This is a genomic window from Mycobacterium sp. EPa45, from assembly GCF_001021385.1.
Lineage (GTDB): Bacteria > Actinomycetota > Actinomycetes > Mycobacteriales > Mycobacteriaceae > Mycobacterium.
The window spans coordinates 4448285-4466465 of record NZ_CP011773.1; the positions used below are offsets into that span (position 1 = coordinate 4448285).

At 66.4% G+C, this 18181-nt stretch carries 14 protein-coding genes; 9 read left to right on the forward strand and 5 right to left on the reverse strand.

From position 1 onward, the window contains the following. Window positions 1-416 precede the first annotated feature (416 nt). A complete protein-coding gene (locus AB431_RS21215) occupies window positions 417-1160 on the reverse strand; it encodes a glycoside hydrolase domain-containing protein (protein ID WP_047331586.1) in 744 nt (247 codons plus the stop codon). A gap of 173 nt (window positions 1161-1333) precedes the next feature. Here AB431_RS21215 and AB431_RS21220 point away from each other — a divergent pair, with 173 nt between their 5' ends. From AB431_RS21220 to AB431_RS21240, 5 genes are all read left to right on the forward strand, one after another. Beyond that, window positions 1334-2365 (forward strand): ABC transporter ATP-binding protein, encoded by a 1032-nt coding sequence (locus tag AB431_RS21220; protein ID WP_047331587.1) that lies wholly within the window; start codon window positions 1334-1336, stop codon window positions 2363-2365. Window positions 2366-2380: 15 nt separating this feature from the next. Then, window positions 2381-3574 (forward strand): ABC transporter substrate-binding protein, encoded by a 1194-nt coding sequence (locus tag AB431_RS21225; RefSeq protein ID WP_047331588.1) that lies wholly within the window; start codon window positions 2381-2383, stop codon window positions 3572-3574. Continuing rightward, on the forward strand, window positions 3553-4404 hold the full coding sequence (locus AB431_RS21230) for an ABC transporter permease (protein WP_047331589.1): 852 nt from the start codon (window positions 3553-3555) through the stop codon (window positions 4402-4404). The genes AB431_RS21225 and AB431_RS21230 overlap by 22 nt, the downstream gene beginning before the upstream one ends. Then, window positions 4404-5204, forward strand: coding sequence for an ABC transporter permease (locus AB431_RS21235; protein ID WP_047331590.1), 801 nt, complete (start codon window positions 4404-4406; stop codon window positions 5202-5204). Before AB431_RS21230 ends, AB431_RS21235 begins: the two co-directional genes overlap by 1 nt. A 69-nt stretch (window positions 5205-5273) precedes the next feature. Continuing rightward, window positions 5274-6569 (forward strand): nitrate/nitrite transporter, encoded by a 1296-nt coding sequence (locus AB431_RS21240; RefSeq protein WP_047331591.1) that lies wholly within the window; start codon window positions 5274-5276, stop codon window positions 6567-6569. Here AB431_RS21240 and AB431_RS21245 read toward each other — a convergent pair whose 3' ends face one another. Next, the gene (locus AB431_RS21245) at window positions 6570-6989 is read right to left on the reverse strand and encodes a ChaB family protein (protein ID WP_047331592.1); all 420 of its coding nucleotides are present in this window, start codon (window positions 6987-6989) and stop codon (window positions 6570-6572) included. A 212-nt stretch (window positions 6990-7201) separates the two neighbouring features. Here AB431_RS21245 and AB431_RS21250 point away from each other — a divergent pair, with 212 nt between their 5' ends. Beyond that, complete coding sequence (locus tag AB431_RS21250; RefSeq protein ID WP_047331593.1) at window positions 7202-8599, forward strand: acyl-CoA dehydrogenase family protein; 1398 nt, start codon at window positions 7202-7204, stop codon at window positions 8597-8599. Between the two features lie 85 nt (window positions 8600-8684). Next, window positions 8685-10106 (forward strand): wax ester/triacylglycerol synthase family O-acyltransferase, encoded by a 1422-nt coding sequence (locus AB431_RS21255; RefSeq protein WP_047331594.1) that lies wholly within the window; start codon window positions 8685-8687, stop codon window positions 10104-10106. Here the strand turns inward: AB431_RS21255 and mgtA are convergent. Genes mgtA through AB431_RS21270 form a run of 3 tightly spaced genes read right to left on the reverse strand, consistent with a single transcriptional unit; the run spans window position 10092 to window position 16531 of the window. Beyond that, a complete protein-coding gene (gene mgtA / locus AB431_RS21260) occupies window positions 10092-12758 on the reverse strand; it encodes a magnesium-translocating P-type ATPase (RefSeq protein ID WP_369802934.1) in 2667 nt (888 codons plus the stop codon). The two genes, AB431_RS21255 and mgtA, sit on opposite strands and share 15 nt — an antisense overlap. Further along, window positions 12736-15030: a phosphoenolpyruvate synthase gene (ppsA, locus tag AB431_RS21265; protein WP_047331595.1), complete on the reverse strand. Its 2295-nt coding sequence runs from the start codon at window positions 15028-15030 to the stop codon at window positions 12736-12738. The genes mgtA and ppsA overlap by 23 nt, the downstream gene beginning before the upstream one ends. Before the next feature lies 1 nt (window position 15031). After that, complete coding sequence (locus AB431_RS21270; protein ID WP_047331596.1) at window positions 15032-16531, reverse strand: AAA family ATPase; 1500 nt, start codon at window positions 16529-16531, stop codon at window positions 15032-15034. Between the two features lie 184 nt (window positions 16532-16715). On the opposite strand from AB431_RS21270, the gene AB431_RS21275 reads away from it, so the two are divergent. Then, window positions 16716-17000, forward strand: coding sequence for a dsRBD fold-containing protein (locus AB431_RS21275; protein WP_047331597.1), 285 nt, complete (start codon window positions 16716-16718; stop codon window positions 16998-17000). A gap of 107 nt (window positions 17001-17107) precedes the next feature. Then, complete coding sequence (locus AB431_RS21280; RefSeq protein WP_047331598.1) at window positions 17108-18082, forward strand: 1-phosphofructokinase family hexose kinase; 975 nt, start codon at window positions 17108-17110, stop codon at window positions 18080-18082. Window positions 18083-18181: the final 99 nt, after the last annotated feature.

The following is an 18181-nucleotide window of genomic DNA, read 5'->3' on the forward strand; positions in this document are numbered from 1 at the left end:
TGTGGGCGATTCCCCGTCGAATCACGGTCTCCGCGCGCTCCCCCGGGGAGGGCGCCGGCTGACATCCCGCTGTACTAAGAGTGGCATAAGAACCAGCACTGTTTTTCGTCCAAGATTGGTTACTGACGAGTTCTACGGACGGGTAACAGCACGCCGGGTAACACAGCGCTAAACGGGAGCCGCGACCATCCGGGACAAACGTCCTGCATGCAGGTGGTTACGGTCGAGTAGGCGAAACAGTGCTGTTCAAAGCACGATTGTTATCGAATCGTTACCTTCGATTTTTGAGCCAGTTGTCGCAGTTGGCAAAGCCGAGCCAAGCACTTGCTAGGTTTTTCAGTCCACAATTGTTCACCAAAATTGCGCCGCAGAGTTTGCTGGCAAATCCTTACCAGCCGGTAAGTTTTGCTTTTTCCTCAGTCCCACTGGCCGAATTGCGGCTTCATGATGTTGTTCAGGTCCACCCCGACACCGGCGACCTTGCGCGCGTCGATCTCGACTTGGTGCAGGTGCGCGGCCGGGTGCGTATAGCCCTTCGGGGAACCCCAGTTGTGCTGCCAGAACCACGACCCGAGTCCGTCCTGCAGCGCCCAATCGATGGTCTTGGAGTTGGCATAGACGCCGACGCGCTGGTGCCCGATCACCGACTCCCAGGCCCGCAGGTAGGGCGCGACCTGCGTCTTGTACTGATCCAGGGTGGGGTCGTCGTCGATCGACACATAAATCGGGGCGCCGACCGGGCCGCCGGCGGCGGTGTGCAGCTGCCAGCCGCGCTTGGCGTGAACGATCCCGGCCTGTTGACCGCCGAGCCAGTCCGCGGTGTCCTGCTTGCCGAACTGGTAATTCGACACGATCTTCAGACCGGCCTGGTAGAGGTCGCGCGCCTCGGTGAGCTGAATCGGCTTGCCCAGCATCCAGTCACCGCCCGGCCGTCGGTCAGAGACGTACCGGATGGCGCCGGCGGCGCCGCAGGCCTTCAGGTCGGCGGCGCTGATGACACCGGCCGCGTAATCCAGCAGCACGCCGAGCGGGCCGGTCGTCGCGGCGGCCGGAGCGCCCGCCGCGACGGATGGGACGAGGGCCGACGCCAGGGTCCCCAGACCCAATGCGGCCGGGGTGACGGCTGCCAGCTTCAGGACGTCGCGCCGCGACACGGACATGCGCCTCAGGATATGACAACTACCTCATCAGCCACACAATCGACACTGGTCACATCTGCATCACCATTCAGCGACTACGGTCTGGATCGCGAATCCGGTGGTCCGATGGTTCGATGACCGGCGAAAGCGGCCATGCCGCTGCGGGTGGACAACTCAATCCGTAGGATCCCCCCATGCCGCCTGCTCCCCCACGCGCACCGCAGATCGAATTGCGTGGGGTGCGGAAGGTGTTCGGCGACGTGACCGCCGTCGAAGTCGCCGACCTGACCGTCGGCGACGGTGAGCTGTTCGCGATCCTCGGCCCGTCCGGTTCGGGCAAGACCACGGTGCTGCGGATGATCGCCGGCTTCGAACAACCGACGGCCGGCACCGTCCACCTCGGCGGCGCCGACGTCACCGCGCTGCCCCCGGCCAAGCGCGACACCAACACCGTCTTCCAGGACTACGCGCTGTTCCCGCACATGACGGTGGCCCAGAACGTCGAATACGGGCTCAAGGTCAAAGGCGTACCCAAGGCCGAGCGCCGCGAGCGGACCGGGGCGGCGCTGGAGATGGTGCGGCTGTCCGGTCATGCCGCCCGCAAGCCCGCACAGCTGTCCGGTGGCCAGCAGCAGCGCGTGGCCCTGGCCCGCGCGCTGGTGGGCCGGCCCAAGGTCCTGCTGCTCGACGAGCCGCTGGGCGCGCTGGACCTCAAGCTGCGCGAACAGATGCAGGTTGAGCTCAAGGCTATTCAGCGCGAGGTCGGCATCACCTTCGTGATCGTCACCCACGACCAGGACGAGGCACTCACCCTGTCCGACCGCCTCGCGGTGTTCAACGACGGCCGCATCGAACAGGTCGGCCCCGCCCGTGAGGTGTACGAAAATCCGGCCAACCGGTTCGTCGCCGATTTCGTCGGCACCTCGAACGTGGTCGACGGCACGACGGCCGAAGCGCTCGTCGGCCGGGCCGGCACCGTCGCGATCCGGCCCGAGCGCATTGTCCTGCTGGCACCCGAGGAATCGGTTCCGGCCGGAATGCGAAGTGTCACAGCCCAAGTCGCCGAGGTGGTGTACGCGGGGCCGATCACCCGGGTGGCCGTCGACGCATCGGGGGTCGGTCTGACCGCCACCATGCTGTCGGCCGAAGCCCGCACCGACATCGCCCACGGCGCCACCGTCGTACTGGCATGGCCAGACAGCGCCGTCCGATCCCTGTCCGCCTAACACGAGGAGCTCGCCATGAGAACCGTCACCCGCCGCCTCGGCCTCACACTGGCCGTGTGCGCCGCACTGGTCGCCGCCTGTTCGAGTTCGAACAACTCCGGTGGCGGCGGCACCACCGCACCGCCCAAGATGGAGCCGCTCTCGGCGCTAGGTAAGGGCGAGGGCCAGCTCAACTTGATTGCGTGGCCCGGTTACGCCGAGGACGGCTCGAACGATCCCAAGGTCGACTGGGTACATCCCTTCGAGCAGAAGACCGGCTGCAAGGTCAACATCAAGGTCGGCAACACCTCCGACGAGATGCTGCAGCTGATGCGCACCGGCCAGTACGACGGTGTCTCGGCTTCCGGCGATGCCACCCTGCGGTTGATCTACGCCGGTGACGTCGCCCCCGTCAACACCAAGCTCGTGCCCAATTACGAGACCATTTCGGCGTTCCTCAAGGACAAGCCGTGGAACTCGGTGAACGGCCAGATGTACGGCATCCCACACGGATGGGGTGCCAACCTGCTGATGTACAACACCGATGTGGTCAAGGGCGCCCCCGACACCTGGGGTGCGGTGTTCCCCGGCGCGCCGGAGTACAAAGGCAAGGTCACCGCCTATGACTCCCCCATCTACATCGCCGACGCCGCGCTGTACCTGTCGAAGACGAAACCCGAACTGGGAATCAAGAATCCGTACTCGCTGACCGAGGACCAGCTCAACGCGGCGGTCGATCTGCTGAAGGCGCAGCACGGCAACATCGGTGAGTACTGGTCGGACTACACCAAGGCGGTGCAGGCCTTCGAGTCCGGCACCTCGGCCATCGGCACCACCTGGCAGGTGATCGCCAACATGATCACCACCGATAACAAGGTGAAGATCGCGACCGTGCTGCCCAAAGAAGGCTCGACCGGATGGTCGGACACCTGGATGGTGTCGTCGAAGGCCAAGAACCCCAATTGCATGTACCAGTGGATGGACTGGATCACCTCACCTCAGGTCAACGCCCAGGTCGCCGAGTATTTCGGCGAGGCTCCCGCACAGACCAAGGCCTGCGAGTTCACCAGCGACAAGACGTTCTGCGACACCTACCACGCAACCGATTCCGCCTACGCGGAGAAGATCAGCTACTGGACGACGCCCCAGAAGCAATGCGTGGACGGCAGCGGTGACAAGTGCACGGCCTACAGCGAGTGGGTCGACAAATGGCAGCAGATCAAGGGCTGACCCACGGGGTGAGCCGGCGTCTGCGCCTCGCGTTCCTGCTGGTTCCACCCCTGGCCTGGCTGGTGGTTGCCTATTTGGGATCGCTTGGCGTACTGCTTCTTTCGGCCTTCTGGAGCACCGACACCTTCACCGGTGCGGTGGTGCGGTCGTACACCAGTGACAACATCGTGCGGGTGGTCACCGACACGGTGTTCCGCACGGCAACCCTGCGCACCATCGGAATCGCGTTGAGCGTCACCGTGATCTGCATCGCGCTCGCGGTTCCGCTGGGCCTCTACATGGCCAAGGTGGCCTCTCCCCGGGTGCGGCTCGCGCTCGTGGTCGCCGTCACCACACCGCTGTGGGCCAGCTATCTCGTCAAGGCCTACGCCTGGCGGATGCTGCTGTCACCGGAGGGTCCGCTGCACTGGGTGGCGGGCTACACCCCGGGTTACGGCCTGATCGCAACGGTGCTCACGCTGGCCTACCTGTGGCTGCCCTACATGGTGATCCCGGTGTTCGCGGCCTTCGAGCGGGTGCCCGACCCGCTGATCGACGCCAGCGCCGATCTGGGCGCCTCGGATCTCACCACACTGCGAACCATCGTGGCGCCCTTGGTGTTTCCCGGTATCGCGGCCGGCTCGATCTTCACGTTCTCGCTGTCGATGGGTGACTACATCGCGGTGACGATCGTCGGGGGCAAGACCCAGATGCTGGGCAACATCATCTACGGACAGCTGGTGACCGCCAACAACCAGCCGCTGGCGGCGGCACTGTCGCTGATTCCGCTGGCCGCAATCGTGCTGTATCTGCTGGCGATGCGGCGCACCGGGGCCTTGGAGAACGTCTGATGCTGTCCCCCGGCCTGCGTCGGCTGGTCTGCTTCTGGACCGTAATGGTGCTGGTGTTCCTGTACGCGCCACTGCTGTTGGTCGTGCTCAACGCGTTCAACTCATCAAAGACGTTCGCGTTCCCGCCGAGCGGCTTCACGCTGCGGTGGTGGGCCGACGCGTGGGCCAGCGACGGCATGTGGCATTCGCTGGCGAACTCGGTGGTGGTCGGCCTGTGCGCGACGCTGATCGCTCTGCTGCTGGGCAGCATGGCCGCCTTCGCCGTGCAGCGCTACGAATTCTTCGGGCGACAGACCATCAGCTTTCTGGTGGTCCTGCCGATCACGCTGCCCGGTATCGTCACCGGCATCGCCTTGAACGCCACGTTCACCTCGGCGCTGGGCATGACGCTGGGATTGGCGACGGTCATCGTCGGCCACGCGACATTCTGCATCGTGATCGTCTTCAACAACACCCAGGCCCGGCTACGGCGGCTGGGCACCGGCCTGGAGGAGGCGTCGGCCGACCTGGGGGCGTCGGGCTGGCAGACCTTTCGCTACGTGACGTTCCCGATGATGCGCGGCGCCCTGGTCGCCGGCGCGATCCTGGCCTTCGCGCTCAGCTTCGACGAGATCGTCGTGACCACATTCACCGCGGGCCCGACGGTGCAGACGCTGCCGATCTGGATCTTCGGCAACCTGTTCCGCCCCAATCAGGCTCCGGTGATCAACGTCGTCGCCGCCACGCTGACCGTGTTCGCGATCATCCCGGTGTGGCTGGCGCAGCGCTTCGGCGGGGATCCGGCTTCCACGCGGGTATAGCTGCTGCGGCCCGGGAATGAATTTGCCTCCTGGGAGATGATTGGAGCGGCGACGAAAGGGTGATGGTCAGTGCGGGCCTGGATTGTGTGGTCGACGGGAACGTTGGCCTACATCGTGGCTGTGCTGGATCGCACCACGCTCGGGGTCTCGGGGCTGGACGCCGCCAAGAGGTTCTCGGCCAGCCCCGGAGTGCTGTCGACCTTCGTCGTGCTGCAGGTGGTCGTCTATGCGGCTGCACAAATCCCGGCAGGTCTGCTGCTGGACCGCTTCGGGTCCAAGAAGATGATTCTGGCCGGCGCGACGCTGATGGTCGCGGGCCAGCTGGCGTTGGCGTTCACCGTCTCACTGCCCACCGCGATCGCCGCCCGTGCGGTGGTGGGGCTGGGCGACGCATTCACGTTCATCTCGGTGCTGCGGTTGGTGCCGCACTGGTTCAAACCGCGGCAGATTCCGTTGGTGACCCAGCTGACCGGCATCTCAGGTCAACTCGGACAAGTGCTTTCGGCGGTGCCCTTCCTGTCCCTACTGATCGGGTCGGGATGGACGAGGGCGTACACGGTCGTCGCGGCATTCGGCGTGCTGTCTCTGGTGCTCACGTTGCTTCTGGTGAAGAACACCCCGAGCGGGGTGACGGTCCATGATCCGGTGGTGAGCCTGCGCGAGACCTTGGCCAGCGTGAAGACGATATGGATGCGGCCAGGCACCCGGCTGGGCTTCTTCACCCACATGGGCACCCAGTTCTCGGTCACCGTCTTCGCGTTGATGTGGGGTGTCCCGTATCTGACGGTGGCGCAGAACCTTTCGCGTAGTGAGGCGGGCACCCTGCTGACCATCTCGGTGGTCGCCGCGATCGTCTTCGGGGTGCTGATCGGCATCGTCACCGGGCGGCACCCTCACCGCAGATCCTGGATCGTGCTGGGCATCGTCAGCAGCAACGCCCTGATCTGGACGGTCGTGCTGGCCCTGCCGTCCGCAGCGCCGCACTGGCTGCTCGTCGTCCTGATCGTGGTGATCTCGTGCGGCGGCCCCGGCTCGATGGTGGGGTTCGACTTCGCCCGTACCTTCAACCCGCGCTCCACGCTGGGCACTGCACAGGGAGCGGTGAACATGGGCGGCTTCCTGGCCTCGCTGTTGGTCATGCAGGCGATGGGCCTGATCATCGGTGCGGCCGGCGGTTACTCGTTCAACTCGTTCCGGCTGGCCTGGTGCGTGCAGTACGCGGTGTGGGCGTTGGCCATCGCCGGCATCCTGATCACCCGTAGGAAGGCTCGGCGCACGATCGGCGATATCGAGGAAAGCCGGTACCTGCTCGAGTTCTTCAGTGACCCCGAACTGGCACCGGCCACCCCTCGTCGGGAGCGCTGATCAGCGGTTGCGGCTGCTGGCCCGGCGGTTGGCCTTCTTGATCGCGTCGACCAATTCGTCTTTGTTCATCGACGACCGTCCGCTGATGTCCAGCCGTTTGGCGACATCGAGCAGATGCTTCTTGCTCGCGGTCGCATTCACCCCTTCGGCGCTGTCGCCCTTGGGGTTCGGCCCGCCGCTGCGCGCACGGGCGTCGGACGGCCCCTTGGAGCTCTTGGCCTCCCAGTGGTCGCCGACCTTCTCATAACTGTGCTTCACCGCGCTGTAGGCCACGCGGTGGGCACGCTCACCTTCGCCGTACTCCTTCGCCGCCGAATCGTGGGCCTTGGCGAAGGTCCGCTGCGCCTTCGCAGGGGACTTCTTCAGGGTGCTGGGCAGCTCACTCTTCTTGGCGTCGCCGCTCTTGGTTGTCTTGGGCATGCAATCACCTCCGTAACGGTCGACTACCCGGCTGTCAGTGGCGAAAAACGTCAGTAACACGCGGCCGTGGGCGGTCGATATTCCAGTCAGCCCCGAGCTGCCGTGCAATCCGACTCCGCGGCAGCCCGGGCTCCAACTTTTTTCGTCCCGTCGCCATGACGTTTGATCCTTCGGTACCCGAGGTATCACCCACTGCGTCGAAGGGACGCACGATGGGCTTGGACCTCACGCCGACAACGGCGCAGCACGACCTCGCTCGACGCACGCACGAGTTCGCCGAGCAGTGCATCCGCCCGGTTGCCGCCGAATACGACCGTCGCCAGGAATTTCCCTGGCCGGTGCTGGAGGAAGCGGCTGCTCGGGGCTTTTATAGCCCGCTGTTCTATCGCGACCTCATCGGTGATCCGACGGGCTTGTCACTGCCGATGTTCATGGAGGAACTGTTCTGGGGTTGTGCCGGAATCGGTTTGGCGGTGGTGATGCCGGCGCTGGCACTGTCGGCGATCGGACAGGCAGCCACCCCCGAGCAGATGCTGACGTGGGCGCCCGAATGCTTCGGCACCCCGGGCGATCTCAAGTTGGCTGCGCTGGCGATCTCCGAACCTGAGGGCGGCAGCGACGTCCGCAATCTGCGCACAAGGGCGCGCCGAGCCGGCCCGGAAAAGGACGCCGACTGGATCATCGACGGGCACAAGATGTGGATCGGCAACGGCGGTATCGCCAACGTGCACGTCGTCAACGCCGTCGTCGACGAAGAGCTCGGCCACCGCGGGCAGGCGCTGTTCGTGGTGCCCGGTGGTACCCCGGGCCTGGAACTCGTGCGCAAGCTCGACAAGCTGGGCTGCCGCGCCTCCCACACCGCCGAGCTGAAGTTCAACGGCGTGCGGGTGCCGGCCGAGAATCTGCTGGGAGGGCAGGACAAGCTCGAGCACAAGCTCGCCAAGACCCGCGAAGCCATCGCTGCCGGCGGCCAGCGGTCCAGCTCGGCAACGCTGGGCACGTTCGAGCAGACCCGCCCGATGGTGGCGGCCCAAGCGCTCGGAATCGCCCGCGCCGCACTGGAGTACGTGACGGCATACGCCAATCGCCGGGAAGCGTTCGGCGCGCCCATCATCGACAACCAGGGCATCGCCTTCCCGCTGGCCGACCTGGCCACCGGCATCGACGCCGCCCGGCTGCTGACCTGGCGCGCATCCTGGATGGCCGCCAACGGCGTGCCCTTCGACCGCGGCGAAGGGTCGATGGCCAAACTGGCCGCCAGTGAAATCGCCGTCAAGACCACCGAGCGGGCCATCCAGACCATGGGCGGCTGGGGCTACATCAGCGACCACCCCGTGGAGAAGTGGTACCGCGACGCAAAGCTGTACACCATCTTCGAGGGCACCAGCGAGATTCAGCGGATCGTGATCTCCTCGAAGCTCGGCGCCGCTGACGGCGGCCCGCCGATGCACATCGAGCTGGAGCCCTCCGGGGGTCCGTTCAACCGGCTGTTCGGCCGGGGCACCCCGGCGCGGGGGCGCCTCGCCGACACCGCACTCGCGATGAAGGACCGCGTCCCGGAACCGGCTATGCGCATGGTCATGAAGGTCCTCGCACCGCCGCGGCGGTAGGACCCATCATCCGGTGACCTACGGCCCTCCCGCGAGGGCGACACGGGCCTGAAGACTGAACCTCAGGGCAGTCGAAAGGCCGGACATGACGGACAAGGTCACGCATCTCACGACGCTGGATGCGGGCTTTCTGCAACTCGAGGACACCGACCGCCATGTCAGTCTGGCCATCGGCGGTATCGCGGTGCTGGCCGGTCCCGCGCCGGAATTCGACGAGTTGTGCGCCACCATCGGCGAACGCTGCCTTGCCAACCCGCGCGCCACCCAGGTGTTGCGCAGCCATCCCCTGGATCTGACCGCACCGGAGTGGGCCGACGATCCGCAATTCGACCTCACCCATCACATCCGCCGGGCCGCTCTGGTGCAGCCCGGTGACGACGCGGCGTTGTTCGCCGAGGTTGCCTCGATCATGGAACGCCGACTCGACCGTGACAGGCCACTGTGGGAGTGCTGGGTCATCGAGGGACTGGCCGACGATCGTTGGGCCCTGTTGGTGAAGGTGCACCATGCGCTGGCCGACGGCATCGCGGCCACGAACCTGCTCACCGGCTTGTGCGACGACGCCGACGTCGCGACGTTCGCGTCGGCGATCGGAGCCGCGAAACACCATGACGGCCGCGACAAGGAGTCTCCCCGCACCACCAATCCGCTGAATTGGCTGGGTGATTCGGCCCGCCTGACTGCCGGCGCAGGCAAGGCGGCGCTGCGCGTTGCCGCGGGTGCCGCCAACCTCGCCGCCGCGCTGCTACGTCCGGCCACGAACACCGAACTCAACGGTCCGGTCGGTGACCTACGCCGCTACAGCGCGGCAGTGGTACGACTGCGCGACGTCGAAGAGATCGCCCACGTCATGGGAACCACGATCAACGATGTGGCGCTGGCCGCCGTCGCCGACAGCTACCGGGCAGCCCTGCTGCGTCGCGGCCAGGAACCGCGGCCGGATTCGTTGCGCACATTGGTGCCGGTGTCGGTGCGGGCAGCGGATGCCATGGACGTCTCCGACAATCGCGTATCGCTGATGTTGCCGTTCCTGCCCGTTGACGTCGCAGATCCGCTGCAGCGGCTGAAGGCCGTGCGCGATCGGATGAAGGTGGTCAAGTCCAGCGGCCAGCGTCAAGCCGGCAGCGTGCTGATGTGGGCGACCAACCTGATCCCCTTCCCCGTGACCGCGTGGACGGTGCGGTTGTTGTCGCGGCTGCCCCAGCGATCAGTGGTGACCGTCGTGACCAACGTGCCGGGGCCGCGTCAGCGGCTCACCGTGATGGGGCACAAGGTCGAGCGACTGCTGCCCGTTCCGCCCATCGCAGCGGGATTCCGCACCGGCATCGCGATCTTCAGCTACGCAGACGAGCTGGCCTTCGGATTGCTGGTCGACTTCGACTCCGCGCCGGATGTGGACGAACTGGCAGCCGGCATCGAACGCGGCGTGCAGCGCCTGCTCCGGTCGGCCAGGCACACCGGGCGGTCGCGTCGCAAGGGCGACCTGCTGTTGCTATCCAACAACTGATCGGGGACGGCCAGGCTGCGGCAGTGGGCCGCCATGGCTGAAACGTGCTGCCCGCCTGCCGATCCGGTGCTCACGACCGCGAATCCGCTGCGGCGGCCCGGCCGGGTGCATCGGTTCGGCATAGAACACCATTTTCGTCATCTCGACGAGCGCCAGGTACGCGATGGTCAGCAGCGCCAGTGCGACGTAGAACTGCCACGGCAACGGCGTGAAGCCGAGTGGGCGGGCCAGCATCGACACCGTCAGGGCGGCACCCACCGCGACGACGGTCAGCGTCGTCACTGTGAGAATCCCGCTCGGACGGCTGCGCACGAACGGAATGCGTCGGGTGCGGATCGCGAAGATGATCAACGTCTGGGTGGCCAGTGATTCGACAAACCAGCCGGTGCGGAATTCGACCGGTCCGGCATGCAGGACGCCCAGCATCAGTCCGAACGTGAGGAAATCGAACAGCGAGCTGATCGGCCCGAAGGTCAGCATGAATCGTCTGATGAACGCGATGTTCCAGTGCGACGGCGCGTGCAATTGCTCCTCGTCGACGCGATCGGTGGGAATGGCGAGCTGCGAGGAGTCGTAGAGCAGGTTGTTCAGCAGGATCTGGCTGGGCAGCATCGGCAGAAACGTCAGCACCGCCGATGCCGCAGCCGCCGAGAACATGTTGCCGAAATTGCTGGACGTACCCATCAGCACGTACTTGATCGTGTTGGCGAAGATCCGCCGGCCTTCCGCGACTCCGGTGGCCAACACGCCCAGATCCTTCTCCAGCAGCACGACGTCGGCAGCGTCCTTGGCGACATCGGTGGCGGTGTCGACAGAGATGCCCACGTCAGCGGAGTGCAGAGCCAATGCGTCGTTGACACCGTCACCCAGAAATCCGACGGAGCGGCCGGTACGGCGCAGCACGGTGATCAGGCGCGCCTTCTGTTCGGGGGATATCCGGGCGAAGACATTGGCGGTCTTGGCGGCGGCCTCGAAGCCGGCGTCGTCGAGCTCGGCCAGCTCGGCGCCGCTCACACATCCCTTGGCGGGCAAACCCAGATCAGCACAGACCTTTTCGGCAACCTGCGCGTTGTCCCCGGTGGCGACCTTCACCTCGATGCCCAACTCGGCGAGCCGGGCCAGCGAGTCGCGCGCGGCGTCTTTGGGCGGATCGGCGAAGACCAGGAAACCGTCGAGCGTCAGCCCGGTCTCGTCGGCGGCGACGACGGTTGTCAGGCCGGGCGCCGGCCGGCTGGCCACCGCCACCACCCGGCGCCCCTGCCCAAACAGGCTGTCCAGCAGTGGCTGTGCTGTGTCGGGCCCCGCGCGACAGTGGGCCAATACCTGTTCGGGCGCGCCTTTGACGACCAGCACCCGGGCACCGGCGTCATCGACGAGAGCCGACGTGGCCCGCCGGGTGTGATCGAACGGCAACTCGGCGATCCGGCGAGCGCCCTTGGTCACCACGCGACGTCCCGCCTCGCAGTCCCACAGCGCAGCGTCGAGCTCGTTGGCACTGGTGCCCCCGCAGTCGGGATCGACGTCGGTGGCCAGCAGCCCATGCCGCAACACGTGATCCGATGCGTCGCCTGAAGCGTCGATGGCCTGGATGAGCGTGATGTGGCCTTCGGTGAGAGTTCCGGTCTTGTCGGTGATCAGGATGTCGATGTCACCGAGGTCCTCGATACAGACCAGCCGCTTGACCAGAACCTTGAGCCGGGCCAGTCGCCGTGATCCGGTGGCGAGGCTGGTGCTGACCACCGCGGGCAGCAACTGCGGGGTGATGCCCACCGCGATCGCGAGGGCGAACAGCACCGAGTCGATCACCGGGCGGCGCAACAGCAGATTGGTCGCCAGGATCATCACCGTCAGCGTGATCGCCACCTGCAGAAGCAGATACGAGAACCGGCGCAATCCGGTCTGGAAGTCGGTTTCGGGCTGCCGCTCCCCGAGCCCGGCTGCGATCTTGCCGAACTGGGCGTCCAGACCCGTCGCATAGACCACGGCGGTCGCGTCACCGGCGCTGACGACGGTGCCCATGAACGCCAGATCTGCCGAGTCGGCCAAGGCCGCGTCGGGCGCTGCCGGCGTCACCGACTTCTCGGCGGCAGTCGACTCACCGGTCAGGATGCTTTCGTTGCACTCCAGCCCGTTGACCTCCATGAGCCGAACGTCGGCGGGGACCAGCTCACCGAGGCACAACCGGATGACGTCGCCGGGCACCAGCTCGTTGACGTCCAGCTTGACGTCGTGACCGTCTCGGCGCACCACCGCGTTGTGGCGGACTCGCGAGTGCAGCGCCGCGGTGGCCCGCTCGGCGCGGTATTCGTTGAGAAAGCCAAGCCCGACGCTGACCACGAGAATCAGGCCGATGATCACGGCCTGGGTGGAATCGCCGAGGAAGTACGACAGCACGGCCGTCGCGGCCAGCAACGCCAGCACCGCGTTATTGAGTTGTCTGCGCAGCACTGCCCAGGCACTGACCCGATGTGTGCGAAGCGAATTCGGTCCGTGTCGGGCCAGCCGGGCGGCGGCTTCGGTACCCGAGAGCCCCCCGGCGGAAGTGTTCAGCCAGCCCAACACGTCGGCAAGGGGCGCGGCTGCGACGTCCGCAGCAGTCAGCGGGGGGAAGGCCGACGCGTCGTGGTGTTCATCCGAGACGATCGCGGTCACCGGGTCGCGCCGCTTCCAGGAGCAGGCGTCGCTCGGCCGCAGCGACGATGCGTCGAGCCCGGCCGGCGACGTCGGGATTCACCGAGACCGACGTGATCCCCATCCGCACAAGATGTTCGGCGAATTCTGGCTTGGTCGATGGGGCCTGCCCGCACAACGAGGATGTTATGCCCAACCTGCGCGCCGTGGAAATGATGCGACCGATCGCGTCGAGCACCGCGGCGTCGGATTCGTCGAACAGCTCAGCGCACAGGTCGGAATCGCGGTCGACACCGAGCATCAGCTGGGTCAGATCGTTGCTGCCGATCGACACCCCGTCGATGCCCATGCCCACATACTCGGGCAGCCAGTGCACCACCGAGGGCACCTCGGCCATCACCCACCGGTGCAGACCGCGCTGCCGGCCCAGCGGGCTGGCGTCGACCAGCGACAAGCACTCCTCGAGCTCCCAGCGGGTCCGCACGAACGGAATCATCAAGTGCAGGTTAGGGTTCTGTTCACGAACCCGTGCCAGCGCGCGCAACTCGAGTGCGAAGACATCGGGTTCCCTGACATACCGGTAGCAGCCCCGGTAGCCGATCATGGGGTTGTGCTCGACGGGTTCGTACTCTTCCCCACCCTGCAGTCCGCGGAATTCGTTGGTGCGGAAGTCGGTCGCCCGATACACCACCGGCCGCGGCGCGAAGGCAGTGGCGATCCGCCCCACCGCGGTCGCCAAAGCGTCGACCAGAGTTTCCTGTTCACCCCGTGCGATCAGGTCACGCGGGTGCCGATTGCGCAGGGCGTCGGTCAGGATGAACTCCGCACGCAACAGCCCCACTCCGTCGACATCTTGCGCCGCAACACGTTCGGCGCTGTCGGGCATCGCGAGATTGACGTAGATCTTCGTCGCGGTCACCTCGGAGACGGCCGCGGCGGGAGCTGCCGGCGCGACGACCGGTTGGGTCTCGGCTCCGCCGGTGGCGCGACCGCTCAGCACGCGGCCGTGCGTGCCGTCGACGGTGACCACCATGCCGTCCTTCAGGTCGGCGGTTGCGGTCCGGGCCCCGACGATGCACGGAACCCCCAGTTCCCGCGCCACGATCGCGGCGTGACAGGTCATTCCGCCGGTGTCGGTGACGAGTGCGCACGCCCGCCGCATGGTCGGCAGCCAGTCGGGGTTGGTCATCTGGGCCACCAACACCTCGCCGTCCTGCAAGCGGCCACCGTCGGCGACATCGGTCAGTACCCGCACGACGCCGGAGGCCTCCCCCGGCACGGCGGGCAGACCTTGGGCGACGACATCGTGAGTCTCCGGCACCGGCTTGCCCGCCCGGTGCAGCGTCGTGATCGGCCGGGTCTGCACGATCCAGGTCTTGCCCTCGGCGATCGCCCACTCGGTGTCCTGCGGGCAGCCGCTGTGCTGCTCACTTCTGACCGCAATTTCGGCGATCGCCCGGATCTCGTCGTCCGACAACACCTGAGCTTGCCGCTCCTCCTCCGGAATGTCGACCGTGAGGTCGCTGCCGTCTGCGCCACGAACGATCTTGAACGACTTGTAACCGACGCGCCGGGACAACACCTCCCCGGTCTCCTTGGCGACCACATAGGTGTCCGGCTCGACAGAGCCCGACACGACCACTTCGCCCTGACCGAATGCCCCCTCGATCACCACTCGGTCCTCGGCGTCGGTCGTCGGGTCGGCGGTGAACGCCACCCCGGCGCGTTCCGAGGCGATCATCGTCTGAACCACCACCGCCATCGCAGGGTCAGCCGAGAATCCGCGGCTCGCGCGGTAGGCCACCACGCGCGGGCCGAACAGCGACGCCCAACAGCGTTGGACGGCGTCGAGCAAGCCCTCCTCACCGCTGATGTTGGTGAACGTCGCGTTCATTCCGGCGAACGACGCGTCCGCACCGTCCTCACCGGTGGCCGAGGACCGTACCGCGACAATGGTGTCCGGTCCGAGTCGGCGGTAGGCGGAAACGACCAATGCGCGGACGTCCTCGGCCATACCCGCTTTGAGTACGAGCTCCTGCATCTGCCGGCACATCTCGGTGAGCTGGTCGGTGTCACTGATCACCGTCATGGCCTCGCGGTGCATGGCGTTGAGTTGGTCGGCGACTCCGGCGGACTTCATCGACTCGAGGTAACAGTCGCGCAGGAGGACGAAACCCGGTGGCACCGGCAAGCCGGCCGACACCATCTCCCCCATGTTGGCGCCTTTGCCGCCGGCCTCTTCGGCATCGCTCATTCCCAAGTCGGCGATGTCTTCGACGTAATGACTCGGCATCTCAGATCTCCTCGAAAGACGGTGCGGGACTGACTGCCGCCGAGCAGATGTCCCTGGCGTGTGACACGGCATCGGCGACCGGCTTGTGTGTGTCGATGCGATGCACCCCGGCCCAGGTTTGTTCGGCGTTGTCGGCCAGCGCGGTCACGATCTCGGGGGTCACCTGAGAGGTGGTCGCCGTACGGCCGCGAACCCGGGCAATGGCAGTATCAAGCGTTGCGGCACAGACAAATTCGACCATCACCGCGCTGGCGTCGGCGGCCATTCGCCGAGCCAGCTCACGATGGTGGGGATGCTGCCAGGTGCCGTCGACGATGACGCTGCGTCCCTCGCACAGAACGAGGTGGGCCCGGCGCAGAACGCCCTCGTACACGGCATCGACGTTCTCCGGCGTGTAAAGCCCTTGGTCGAGGACTCCGGCCGCGCCGGCGATCTCACCGCGCCGCGCCATTTCGGCCCGCACATCATCGGTGGAGATGACCTGTGCGCCAATCTCTTCGGCCAGTGAATGCGACAGCGTGGTCTTGCCGGTACCGGGGCCGCCACCGACAAGAACAAATCGGATGGCGCCGTCGCGCAGATGGTTGCGGGCGATCTCCAGATGACGGCGGGCGTCGGCAGCAGCGCCGGGCGACCCCTGGGTGTGACGCACGCAGTCCACCTTGGCGCGCACCACCGCGCGATACGCGACGTAGAAGTCACGCAGCGAGGCCGGCGCGTCCTCGTCGGCGGAGCGCTGGTAGGCGTCCAGAAACGCCGCGGCCAAGTCGGGGCGGCCGAGGAACTCGAGATCCATCGCCAGGAACGCGGCGTCGTCGATGACGTCGACGTAGCGGAGGCGATCGTCGAATTCCAGACAGTCGAGCAGCGCCGGACCGTCTTCGAGGCAGAAGATGTCGTCGGCCAGCAGGTCGGCGTGGCCGTCGACGATCTTGCGCTCACTGATGCGACGCGCAAACAACACCGACCGTCCTGCGATGAAAGCCATTGCCAGTCGGTCGATTTCGTCGATCGATTCGGAGTCGATCCCCTGCACAACGCCATCGGCGTAGCGCCGCAGTTCCGAGAGGTTCTCCTGCCAGCGCTCGACGATCGCGTCCACCCGGCACTGGGCGTCCACCTCACGGCCGCGGGAGGCCGAGGAATGGAAGCGGGAAAGCACCAGCGCTATCGACCGGAGGTGGTCGTCGACCGATTCATCGCGCGCCACCATCGTCGCCAACCGCGAGTCATCAGGGTGGCGGCGCATGACGATGACCGGCTCGGAGTCACCACCGGGCTGGGTGAAGTGGGCGATGCCGAGGTAGCTTCCGGGTGCCAGCCGGCTGTTGAGGGCGAGCTCGTGCGCACAGGCGTGTTCCCGGCGCTGCAGCGTGGTGAAATCCAGAAAGTCGGTCACGACGGGCTTCTTGATCTTGTACGCGCGGTCTCCGATCAGGAAGACGATCCCGGTGTGAGTTTCCTTGATCTGCGGATTCGCGACAGGCGATACCGATCCCATGCCGTCGATCGTCGTCGCTGGCGAGCCGACGCACTGCGGTACTACGGCCACAACTGAAGTGACTTCCGACCTCTGCAATCCCGGGCCCGACGCCCGCATGGCCTTGTACCCGGCGTGACGGGACTTCGGTCCCTACCGGCGACCGGTGCTGAGTGGTCAGATCGAGACAATTGAGGGGGCTGCAATGGAACATGACGACACGAAACATTCGGCAGTACTGATCGCCGTCGACGAGGACGCGGACCGCACCAGGGCCTGCGCACACCTGTCTTGGGCGAATACCGCGTTCGTGGGCATGGGCGTGGCACGGATGGATGCCGGCGACGCACACACCGTGGCGTTGCGCGACGAGGTGGCCATCGCGCGGGCGCTTTCCAATCTCGCCAACCAGATCTTCGCCACCTCGGTGTCGGAGATCGATGCGGCCATCACACGACATTCCTCGCCTTCTCCCCTTGCCCGGAGATAAGCGGTGACCCGACCCCCCGGAGTGCGAAGCCACAGTGACGCCGAGTCGTTCGGGCTCGGCGAAGAGTCGGCCGCGCGCATCGTGGAGAGCCGCCGGGGCCGGCAGCGATGAACGACTTCGCGGTCGCCGGGCACCGGATCGTCACGCTCACAATGAATCCCGCGCTGGACATCACCACCAGCACCGAGGTGGTGCATTCGACGGACAAGCTGCGCTGCACCACCCCCCGTTATGACCCGGGCGGAGGTGGCATCAATGTCGCCCATGTGGCCGAGGTGCTTGGCGCGTCGACGACAGCGGTCTTTCCCGCCGGCGGATCGGCCGGGCACATGATCGAGGCGCTGCTGGTCGCCGAAGGGCTGACCGTGCATCCGGTCCGGATCGGCGGCTCGACCCGAGAGAGTTTCACCGTCGACGAGCACGCCACCGGTAAGCAGTACCGGTTCGTGCTTCCCGGACCCGAACTCACCCTGGCTGAGCAGACCGAGTGCCTGCTTCAACTGCGCAAGGCAGCCGCGTCGGCGGCGGTCGTGGTCGCCAGCGGCAGCCTTCCACCAGGGGTGCCGCCGGACTTCTACCAGCAGGTGGCGGACGTGTGTGCCGACATCGGTGCGCTGTTCCTGCTCGACACGTCGGGCGGCGGGCTCAAGCACGTCACCTCCGGAGTGTTTCTTCTCAAGCCCAGCCTGCGTGAACTGCGCGAATGCCTGGGCCGCGAACTGTCCACCGAGACCGAACAACTGGCCGGCGCCAACGAACTGATCGAGCGGGGGTGCGCGGACCACGTCCTGGTCTCGCTGGGCGCCCGGGGCGCGCTGCTCGCCACTCGCCAGGGCGGGTACCGATTCTCACCGGTCGAGGTGCCGGCGGGTAGCGGCGTCGGAGCCGGTGATGCCATGGTTTCCGGCGTCGCCGTCGGTTTGACCCGGGGGTGGCCGCTGACCAAGGCGGTTCGGTTGGGAATCGCCACCGGTGCCGCAATGCTGCTGACGCCGGGCACCGCGCCCTGTACCCGCGCCGACGCCGAACGGCTATTCGAACTCGCAGCAGACCCGATCGACCTCGACACCGTCGGCGGTTGAACCACGGCACCACTGCCGGTTCACAACTCAACTTGGAGCGACCTCATGTCAGAGTCACACCGCGACGGCGCCGGCGGGGCACAATGGGAGTCGTCATCC